Source organism: Burkholderia sp. ABCPW 111 (assembly GCF_000773065.1).
Taxonomy (GTDB): domain Bacteria; phylum Pseudomonadota; class Gammaproteobacteria; order Burkholderiales; family Burkholderiaceae; genus Burkholderia; species Burkholderia savannae.
Window position 1 is genome coordinate 1 of record NZ_JPWT01000139.1, and the last position, 9,246, is coordinate 9,246.

A 9,246-nucleotide genomic window follows, 5' to 3' on the forward strand; every position below is an offset into this window, starting at 1 on the left:
CTCGCAAAACGCTTGCTTGCCGGGAATACGCTGCAGGCCGCCTGGCGCGATGCAGGTTGCAGCAACCACATCTTGGGGATGCTGCCCGGCCGGCCGGCGTCCAAGCAGTCAAGCGCCATATCGGAATCCACCGGAGACATTCGCTCATGACCGCCTCTTTCCACATTCCCGATCTCGTCTTGCGCAACGGACGATTCGTGACTCTGAATCGGTCGAAGCCGACGGCGAGCGCAGTCGCAATCGAAAACGGCACGTTCGTCGCTGTCGGCGACGAGGCGGAAATCATGCCGCTCGCCGGTTCGAACACGCGCATTGTCGATCTGAACGGCCGCCTCGTACTACCGGGGCTGATCGACAACCATGCGCATCTCGTGCGAGGCGGCTTGAACTTCAATATGGAACTCCGTTGGGACGGTGTGCGCTCGCTGGCCGACGCAATGGACATGCTGAAGCGGCAAGTCGCGATCACGCCGCCGCCGCAGTGGGTGCGCGTGGTAGGCGGCTTCACCGAGCAGCAGTTCGTCGAAAAGCGGTTGCCGACCATCGACGAGCTGAACGCCGTGGCGCCGGATACACCGGTATTCATCCTGCATCTGTACGACCGCGCGTTGTTGAACGCTGCAGCATTGCGCGTCGTCGGATACACGAAGGAAACCCCCGAGCCTCCTGGCGGCAAGATCATGCGCGATGGCCAAGGCAACCCGACTGGCCTGCTGCTCGCGAAACCGAATGCATCGATTCTCTACGAGACCCTCGCGAAAGGCCCCAAACTGCCATTCGACTATCAGTTGAATTCGACGCGTCATTTCATGCGCGAACTGAATCGACTCGGTGTCACCGGCGTGATCGACGCGGGCGGCGGTTTCCAGAACTATCCGGAAGACTACGAGGTGATTCAAAGGCTCGCGGATGAAGGACAACTGACCGTGCGGCTTGCGTACAACCTGTTCACGCAAAAACCGAAGGAAGAAAAGCAGGACTTCCTCAATTGGACAAAAACCTCGAAGTACAAGCAGGGGGACGATTACTTTCGGCACAACGGTGCCGGTGAAATGCTCGTCTATTCCGCCGCAGACTTCGAGGATTTTCGTGAGCCGCGGCCTGACACGCCGCTACAGATGGAAGACGAACTGGAGGCCGTGGTGCGCGTGCTGGCCGAGAATCGCTGGCCGTGGCGCTTGCACGCGACGTATGACGAGACAATCAGCGGCGCGCTCGACGTATTCGAAAAGGTCAACCGCGATATACCGCTGGCGGGTCTCAACTGGTTCTTCGATCATGCCGAGACGATCTCGGAGCGCTCGATGGATCGTATCGCCGCACTCGGCGGCGGCGTCGCCGTCCAGCATCGGATGGCTTATCAAGGTGAATACTTCGTCGAACTCTACGGCTCGACCGCCGCGGCAGCCACGCCGCCGGTGGCGAAGATGCTGGAGAAGGGCATTCGGCTATCGGCTGGCACCGACGCCACGAGAGTCGCTTCGTACAACCCGTGGGTATCCCTCGCGTGGCTGGTGACGGGAAGAACGGTCGGCGGTCTGCGCCTGTACCCGCAACGCAACTGCGTCGATCGCGAAACGGCGCTGCGCATGTGGACTGAGAAGGTGACCTGGTTCTCGAACGAGGAAGGAAAGAAAGGGCAGATCGCGGTTGGACAATTCGCCGATCTGATCGTGCCGGACCGCGACTTCTTCTCCTGTGCCGAGGACGACATCGCGCACACGACTTCGATGCTGACGCTGGTAGGCGGGCGCGTTGTCTATGGAACGGGCGAGTTCGCTTTTCTCGACGACGGCGAGCCGCCGCCCGCCATGCCCGACTGGTCGCCGGTGCGGCGGTTCGGCGGCTTTGCGGCCTGGAGGGATTCGAAGGGCGACGCAGAGGCGGCGTTGCAGAAGGTGGCCGGCGCGTCGTGCGGTTGCGCAAACGCATGCATCGTGCATGGGCACAGCCACGACCAGGCGTGGTTGCGCAGCGTACCCGCGTCCGATGCGCGTTCGTTCTGGGGAGCGCTCGGCTGTGCGTGCTGGGCGATTTGATATGGACGCGGTCAAGACTCGCCGTCCCGCATGGGTGAGCGCGATCCTCGGCTGGCGCCCGCTTGTGCCAATGGCTCGAACGGCGCTGGTGTCCGCCTACCTGTTCGGTAGCCTAACGAAGCTCTTGAATTATCGCGCGGCCATCGCCGAGCTGGATCACTTCGGACTTCGACCAGGGTGGCTTTGGGCGGCTCTCGCCATTGCCGTCGAGCTGGGCGGGTCGGTTTGCGTCATCGCGGATCGTCTTGCTTGGCTCGGCGCCGGCGGCCTCGGATGCCTGACGGCAGTCGCGATGCTGGTCGCGAATGATTTCTGGAACATGGCCGGTGCCGCTCGGCTGCGTGCGGCCAACAGCTTTTTCGAGCATCTCGGATTGATTGCGGCGCTGTTAATGGCGGTGTGGCTGTCCGATTCGATTCGTCGAGATGGCAAGCGCCATCTTCATGAAAAACCATAAAGATACTTCAATGCCATGTCCCTCTTCCGTCTCTTGATCGCGACCAGCATGGTCACCACCGGCCTCGTCTCGACGCTGCTAGCCGTCGCGACGCCAGTCTCGGCGCCGACGGTATCCGTCGGCCCCCAGTACGACACAACGCACGTGTACGTGGCACCGGAAGATTTCGACACATTCGTCGAAAGCTTTCTCGCAACGTTCGGCGGTCACAAGTCAAAGCAAGGCGAGTTCCAGGTAACGCCGGCGCCGAGCCGAACGATTTCGCAGCTCGTGTTCACGCCGGTCGGCACGCTGTCGGTATTCGGTTTCAAGACGCCGATTCCCTATCCTTTCGGTGATGAACGCACAGGCTATATGGTGACCGACATGGATGCGGCAATCCAGTCGGCGAAAGCGCACGGCGCGGACGTGACCGTTGCGCCATTCCCCGATCCGGTCGGGCGCGACGCGATCGTCGTGTGGCCGGGCGGCGTCCAGATGCAGTTTTACTGGCACACGCAGGCGCGGAGGTACGAAGAGTTGAAGACGGTACCGGAGAATCGCGTCTATGTGTCGCCGGACCGCGCTGATGAACTGGTGCGCGACTTCGTCGCGTTCTCGCACGGAAAAGTGGTGTCGGACGTGCGCGACGCTTCGGGCGCGGAGATCGGGCGGCCGAACGACACGTATCGCCGCATCCGCATCGAATCGGGCTTTGGAAAGATGACGGTCGCCGTCACCGACGGTCATTTGCCCTATCCTTTTGGCCGCGAAACGACTGGCTACGAAGTGGCGAACCTCGCCGGCACGTTGAAAAAAGCGCAGTCCGCCGGTGCGACGGTGCTGGTACAGTCGTTCACATCGGACAAGCGCGAAGCGGCGTTTGTGCGGTTCCCGGGCGGCTATATTGCCGAAATTCACGCCGCAGCCCGATGACTAAAGCGCGCATGTTGATTACCGTCCGTTCGATGCTCCCCAATCGGGCCTGGACGAAGAGGCACGAAGACAATGTGCTTGCAGCCATTGCCGGCTATGTCGACACATTCAGCTTCGTCGCCCTGTTTGGTCTCTTCACGGCGCATGTGACGGGCAACTTCGTGTTGATCGGCGTGGACGTTGCCGGTTATGGACAGGGCATCTTCACGAAACTGATGACCTTCCCCGCGTTCGTCTCCGGCATCGTATTAAGCAGCGCGGTGGTGAAGGCCATGCGGTCTCAGGACGCCAATCGAAGAGCGGTGTCCTTGTACGCGATTCAGGCGGCGCTCCTGGTGGCTTTCTGCGTTTCCGGCGTCGGCATCGAACCGGCACTCGGCGCCGATAGCGTGCCGATCATCGTGTGCGGGATGCTCGGCGCGGCGGCCATGGGCGTGCAGAATGCCCACAGCCGGTTGATCGACCGCGTTAGCGTGCCGAATACCGTGATGACCGGCAACGTCACTCAGGCCGTGCTCGATGTAGTGAACCTTGCTTCCTCGGAGACGCCGGTCGACACGAAGATGGCCGTCCGCATCCGCCTCGGGAAGCTGCTCCGGGCCATCTCATGTTTCGGGTCCGGCGCCGTCGTCGGTGCGTTGGCTTATCGATATGTTTCGTTTTGGGCGCTGATGCTGCCGGTCGCGTTGCTCGTCACGCTTGCACTGAGCCTCTTCCTCAACGCGCCGGGCGCGCAGGATCGCGCAGCAATGCCGGGGCCGAACCCATGATGCGAGCGACATCAATGCAGGATAGTCGGATGTGGTTGCGTTGGCCGGCATTCATTCGTCGACGCCACAACTGCTCTGTGCTGCCCATCATGGTGGCCGCGGCATTCGGCCTTGGCATCGGCAAGCGCGTGGAGGCGAACGAGAATGCGGTGGCGTGCGCGCAGAAGCGGCCGCGCGTGCTCTCCAACCGCTGGCAGGAAGACTGGTCGGTTCTGGCTGACCCGTGCGTGCCGGCAAAGCCTCTGGACGACCTCAAATACATCCCGCTCGGCGACGATCCGCACTCGTACCTGTCTCTTGGCGCGAATCTCCGGGAGCGTGTCGAGATCAGTGGAGCGCCGCTGTTCGGCGTTGGTCCGGCATCCGCCAACACCCGGCTGCTGCAACGGGCGCAGGTCAGTGCGGACTTACGGGTCGCGCAACATTATCAGGTGTTCGTCCAACTCGTGGATGCGCGAGCGTATGGCAAGGATATCGCGACGCCGGTCGACAGGAGCCCGCCGGATATCGAGCAGGCGTTCGTCGCATGGGTGGGGCACGCGGCTGGGGCTACGGCGAAGTTTCGCATAGGGCGGCAGGAAATGGCTTTCGATCTGCAACGCTTCATTTCCGTTCGCGAAGGCCCGAATGTTCGGCAAAGCTTCGATGCAGTCTGGGGCGATCTGGAATACAGCAAGTGGCGCTTTATCGGTTATGCGACGCAACCGGTGCAAAATCGAGGCAGTACGGCGTTCGACGACAGATCGAACCGACATCTCACCTTCAGCGGCGTGCGTTTCGAGCGCAAGGACGTCGGCCCGGGTGATCTGTCCGGTTACTACTCGCGTTACAACCGAAGCAACGCGGTATTTCTCGACGCAAAGGGCGACGAGCATCGGGATGTATTCGATTTGCGCTATTCCGGAAAAACTGGGCGTGCCGATTGGGACGTCGAATCCATGCTGCAGACGGGCCACGTCGGCCGCGACGTAATCAATGCATGGGCGATTGGCTCGCTCGCGGGCTACGCGCTGGAGGGTTGGGGCACGCCTCGCGTTGGTCTTCAGATCGATGTGGCGTCCGGCGATCGGCATCCGGGAGACGGCCGAGTGGGAACGTTCAATCCGCTCTTTCCGAACGGCTACTATTTCACGCTGGCGGGATTCACCGGTTACGCGAACATTGTTCACATCAAACCGTCAATCACGCTGAAGCCGTCGAGCAGGCTCTCATTACTTGCAGCATTGGGTTTTCAGTGGCGCCAAACGGCGAATGACGCCATTTATCAACAAGGCAACGTTGCCGTGCCAGGCACCGCGGGACATGGCTCCCGGTGGACCGGGATGTACGTGCAGCTTCGGTCGGACTGGACGGTTGCCGACAATCTGATCAGCTCGATCGAGGCCGTTCATTTTCAGGCGGGTAATGCCATCCGGAGTTTGGGAGGCAGCAATGCCGACTATGTCGGTATCGAATTCAAATACGGATGGTAATGGATGGCTGGGCGATCGATTCGCGGGCCATATGAACGAGTTGGTTTCCCGGATCGACTTGTGAGGGTGCCGGTTGCATCGCGGATCACCGGGCCATGTCGGCAGAGTTTGCAAGACCGCCTTCGAGCGGACAGCCCCCGGCGAGCACGTTTGGCGTGCCACATGTCCGCCCGGCCGTCTTGACATCCGGGCCGGCGCAGCCTGGTTCCGAGCGCCATTCGCCACGGCCATCGGTTAGACGATCGTGGCGGGAACAGCGTTTTGAATATCGATTCCAGATGGTTTTCGAGAAAGCAAAAATCGAATATTTATGTTGCAGTTGAAATTGAGAATGGACTATTTTCAATCGCTCCGAGTGTTTGTAAAGATTGTGGATCTTGGCGGCTTTACACGTGCGGCGTCCGCGTTGGATATTTCAAATGCAGTAGTAACACGCGCACTTGCAGCGTTGGAAGCTCACCTTGGCACGAGGTTGTTGAATCGGACAACGCGTAGCCTTTCACTTACGGAGCCGGGGCGTGTTTATCTGGAAAAGGCGCGTCAGATTCTGGTTGAACTCGACGACGCCAAAGAGATGGTTGCCGCCGGGAACCGCGAGCCGTCTGGCACGTTGCGAATCGTCGCCCCCATCGTATTTGGCTTGAACATTCTGGCTCCGCTTCTGCAGTCATACAGCGCGCGATTTCCCAAGATCGTGCCGGACTTGACGCTACTCGACAATCAGGTCGATCTGGTCGAAGACGGCTTCGATGTCGGGATTATGGTTTCCAAGCAAATGCGCAGCTCGAGCATCGTTACGCGTCGCCTGACGACTGAAAGTTGGATTGTATGCGCGGCGCCGAGTTACCTGGAGAAGCATGGGGTTCCGAATCGAGCAGAGCAGATTTCCCACCATGTATGTTTGAGCCTGCCGGCCGATCATTGGGGCGAAGATTGCACTTTTGCTGGGTTAGGTGGCGCGGCGTGCAGTCAACCGCTCAATCGATTCGTTGCAAACAACATCGAGATGCTGCGCAAGTTGGCGATTCTCGGCATGGGCATTGCCACTTTGCCTGATTATTTGATCAAAGGGGATATAACGTGTGGTCGCCTCGTGCATCTCTTCGGCGATCATCGGCATCCAAAGTTCGATATTCATGTGGCATACCCGAGTCGTCGCCACCTGGCGGCCAAGGTTCGAACCTTTGTCGATCACATCGTCTCCAACTTCGATCATGTGGCGAGCGCCGAGCAGAGTTGTTCGCCGTAGCTCCAAACACGACCTCACTCTACGGATGGATGAGTCAACGGAACGCGGAAACTCGCGTGACAAACGATCCTTCGGCGCAGCAAAGGCGACGTCGGCATAGCGCGACTCGCTGCGTCGCCGGATCATCGCGCGCAGGCCGCGTGTGATGCCGCGTCGCAAACCCGGGTGATAGACCTACACCCCATCGATGGCGACGACCTTGTAGCCGCGATCAGCGACGGCGTTCCGGTTGGACGTCGCCCAGGATCGCCGGCTGCTCCAGCGCTTCGGTCAGCGTGTGCCCGGCGTACGGATTGCCCGGCACCGAGCGCGCGCCCACGACGAAGCCTTCCTTGTGCGTCGTCGTGATCGACACCTTCACGCCGCATTCGTACGGCTTGCGCGCCTTGCCCTTGGCCAGACACTCGACTTCCGGCGCATGTAGTGCGTACAGCTTGTTCTTGTCCTTTTGTTTCTGCGACAGAATCCGCTTCGTGCGGCCAATCAAGTCTTCCAGCGCAGGGCGGCTTTGCCGTGCGACGCCATCGAGTTGCCGTTCGACGTCTCTCATCACGCGGCCCATACGCAGGCACAAGGTCCGCAACGCCCCCTTCATCCGCTTGTACTGCTTCGCGTGCGCATAGCGGCCAATCTGTTTCGCCAGGCGCGACGCCTCACGGTTGTCGTTCTGCCGCAGCTTCAGCCCATGCCGGGCGGCTGCCTTCACCAGATGTTCGCGGCAGCGCTCGAGCAGCCGCGAATCGGTCGGATGGGCAATCGCCTTCTCCATCACCGTCGTATCGACGATCAAGCGCTTCAGACTCGCGTGCTTGACGACCTTGGCCCGTTTGGCCGCCTCGATCGTCTCCGCCAGCCGCTCTTCGACGCTAACTTCACCAAGCCCCTTGTGTTCCTCGCGACCCGGTTGCGAACGCGTTGCAGGCCTGACACGGATGCAATCACCTGGTGAGCCGTTTGCGATGGTCACGCGACAGCGGGCGGGCGGTTCACGAGGCGTGCGAGAAGCGGCGCCGAAGCACCGGAAAGCGACATTCGGCAAGCGGTGCCAGCGGCGGCGCGCTGGCACCGTCGCAAGCGTTACGACCGTTCCGAATCGAGCTGCTCGTTGTTCTTCACGACATCCTGGGCCTTGAGATAGCTCTCGATGAGCAGTCGGTACTGAGGGAAAATCATCGCGTAGACATCGACCCATTGCTGCGCATCAGGACGATGCCAGGTCTGCTGCAGTTCGCCGGCTACCGCTGCCGTGTCGACCGGAACCACGCCCGCTTGAACGACACGAGCGAGTGTGATCTCCTGCGCCATTTTCGAGTACGTGCCGGACGCATCAACCACGGCGAAGACCTTGTAGCCTTCCTGCACGGCCGAGATGGCGGGGAAAGCCATGCAGATGCTCGTGATGGTGCCGGCGATGATCAACGTCTTGCGTCCCGTTGCCTTGACCGCGTCGACGAAAACGGGATTGTCCCAGGCGTTAATCTGCCCCTTGCGAGCGACATATTTTGCATGCGGCGCGCTTTCGTGGATTTCGGGGATCAACGGACCGTTCGGTCCTTGCGGAACCGACGCGGTCGTGATCACCGGTATCTTGCAGAGCGTTGCGATCTTGGCTAGCGCAATGGCGTGATTACGCAGGACGGTCATTTCCATGTCCTTGACGGTCTGGAACAGGCCGCTTTGATGGTCGATCAGCAGCATGGCGGAATCGTTCGGGTCAAGGACGGGGCGCTGACCATTGAAGTTTGCGGGTGCGCTCATCGGAATACTCCTGATAGTGAGGCCAATCGCAGCGCCAGAACAGTGCTGGAACGACCGGTGGTTGCGCGGTTGCGCGAATAACAGCTTTGCCGCATTGGCACTAAAGTCGGGAAATCATCGTGAACAGGACATGCAGCAAGGCGCAGATCAACGCGAACAGCAGGAGAGATGCGACGTACAGGTCTGTTACCGTGCCGACTTCCAGCCGTCTCGGTTGGCGGCTCGGAATGCGGGAACGAGGAAGGGTTGCTCACGCAATGCGCCGGCGCGAAACATGTTCGACGACCCATATCAGGCCGCCCATGGTTCGGTGCCGTCCGGACGAGTCGACCTTGCCGCGGAATACCCAATATGCGAATGCGTTGTAATCGAGGACAACCGCAACATGACCAGTGCGCCGACCGCGACCATGAGCCAGTTGCCTGGGGCGGCCACGTCATGAGCGAATGTCCCCGGTGGATTTCGATATGGCGCTTGACTGCTTGGGCGCCGGCCGGCCGGGCAGCATCCCCAAGATGTGGTTGCTGCAACCTGCATCGCGCCAGGCGGCCTGCAGCGTATTCCCGGCAAGCAAGCGTTTTGCGAG

Annotated in this window: 7 protein-coding genes and 1 pseudogene; 6 read left to right on the plus strand and 2 right to left on the minus strand. The window is 60.7% G+C overall.

Translation table 11 applies throughout. From position 1 onward, the window contains the following. Nucleotides 1–146: 146 nt before the first annotated feature. The 6 genes from X946_RS29250 (at nt 147) to X946_RS29275 (ending at nt 6,902) form a co-directional block, all read left to right on the plus strand. Nucleotides 147–2,039, plus strand: a complete 1,893-nt coding sequence (locus tag X946_RS29250) for an amidohydrolase (protein ID WP_038755458.1) — start codon at nt 147–149, stop codon at nt 2,037–2,039. Nucleotide 2,040: 1 nt separating this feature from the next. Beyond that, nucleotides 2,041–2,496 (plus strand): DoxX family protein, encoded by a 456-nt coding sequence (locus tag X946_RS29255; protein ID WP_038755460.1) that lies wholly within the window; start codon nt 2,041–2,043, stop codon nt 2,494–2,496. Nucleotides 2,497–2,544: 48 nt separating this feature from the next. Continuing rightward, complete coding sequence (locus X946_RS29260) at nt 2,545–3,411, plus strand: glyoxalase (RefSeq protein ID WP_235364073.1); 867 nt, start codon at nt 2,545–2,547, stop codon at nt 3,409–3,411. Between the two features lie 11 nt (nt 3,412–3,422). Continuing rightward, nucleotides 3,423–4,181, plus strand: a complete 759-nt coding sequence (locus X946_RS29265) for a YoaK family protein (protein WP_235364072.1) — start codon at nt 3,423–3,425, stop codon at nt 4,179–4,181. Between the two features lie 29 nt (nt 4,182–4,210). Beyond that, nucleotides 4,211–5,653 (plus strand): alginate export family protein, encoded by a 1,443-nt coding sequence (locus X946_RS29270; RefSeq protein WP_038755464.1) that lies wholly within the window; start codon nt 4,211–4,213, stop codon nt 5,651–5,653. A gap of 331 nt (nt 5,654–5,984) precedes the next feature. Further along, nucleotides 5,985–6,902 carry a LysR family transcriptional regulator gene (locus X946_RS29275; protein ID WP_038755470.1) on the plus strand — a complete coding sequence of 306 codons (918 nt, stop codon included), beginning with the start codon at nt 5,985–5,987 and terminating at the stop codon, nt 6,900–6,902. Between the two features lie 108 nt (nt 6,903–7,010). Here the strand turns inward: X946_RS29275 and X946_RS29280 are convergent. Both X946_RS29280 and X946_RS29285 read right to left on the minus strand, forming a co-directional pair. Next, nucleotides 7,011–7,788 (minus strand): annotated as a pseudogene (locus tag X946_RS29280) (IS5/IS1182 family transposase); the annotation flags it as partial. Between the two features lie 191 nt (nt 7,789–7,979). Next, on the minus strand, nt 7,980–8,660 hold the full coding sequence (locus X946_RS29285; RefSeq protein WP_038755466.1) for a hydrolase: 681 nt from the start codon (nt 8,658–8,660) through the stop codon (nt 7,980–7,982). Nucleotides 8,661–9,246 lie beyond the last annotated feature (586 nt).

What these genes read in the sequence shown, in the direction of transcription:
- X946_RS29270 (WP_038755464.1), top strand. Translation starts at nt 4,211, where the DNA reads ATGTGGTTGCGTTGGCCGGCATTCATTCGTCGACGCCACAACTGCTCT.
- X946_RS29265 (WP_235364072.1), top strand. Translation starts at nt 3,423, where the DNA reads ATGTTGATTACCGTCCGTTCGATGCTCCCCAATCGGGCCTGGACGAAG.
- X946_RS29250 (WP_038755458.1), top strand. Translation starts at nt 147, where the DNA reads ATGACCGCCTCTTTCCACATTCCCGATCTCGTCTTGCGCAACGGACGA.
- X946_RS29285 (WP_038755466.1), bottom strand. Translation starts at nt 8,660, where the DNA reads ATGAGCGCACCCGCAAACTTCAATGGTCAGCGCCCCGTCCTTGACCCG.
- X946_RS29260 (WP_235364073.1), top strand. Translation starts at nt 2,545, where the DNA reads ATGGTCACCACCGGCCTCGTCTCGACGCTGCTAGCCGTCGCGACGCCA.
- X946_RS29255 (WP_038755460.1), top strand. Translation starts at nt 2,041, where the DNA reads ATGGACGCGGTCAAGACTCGCCGTCCCGCATGGGTGAGCGCGATCCTC.
- X946_RS29275 (WP_038755470.1), top strand. Translation starts at nt 5,985, where the DNA reads ATGGACTATTTTCAATCGCTCCGAGTGTTTGTAAAGATTGTGGATCTT.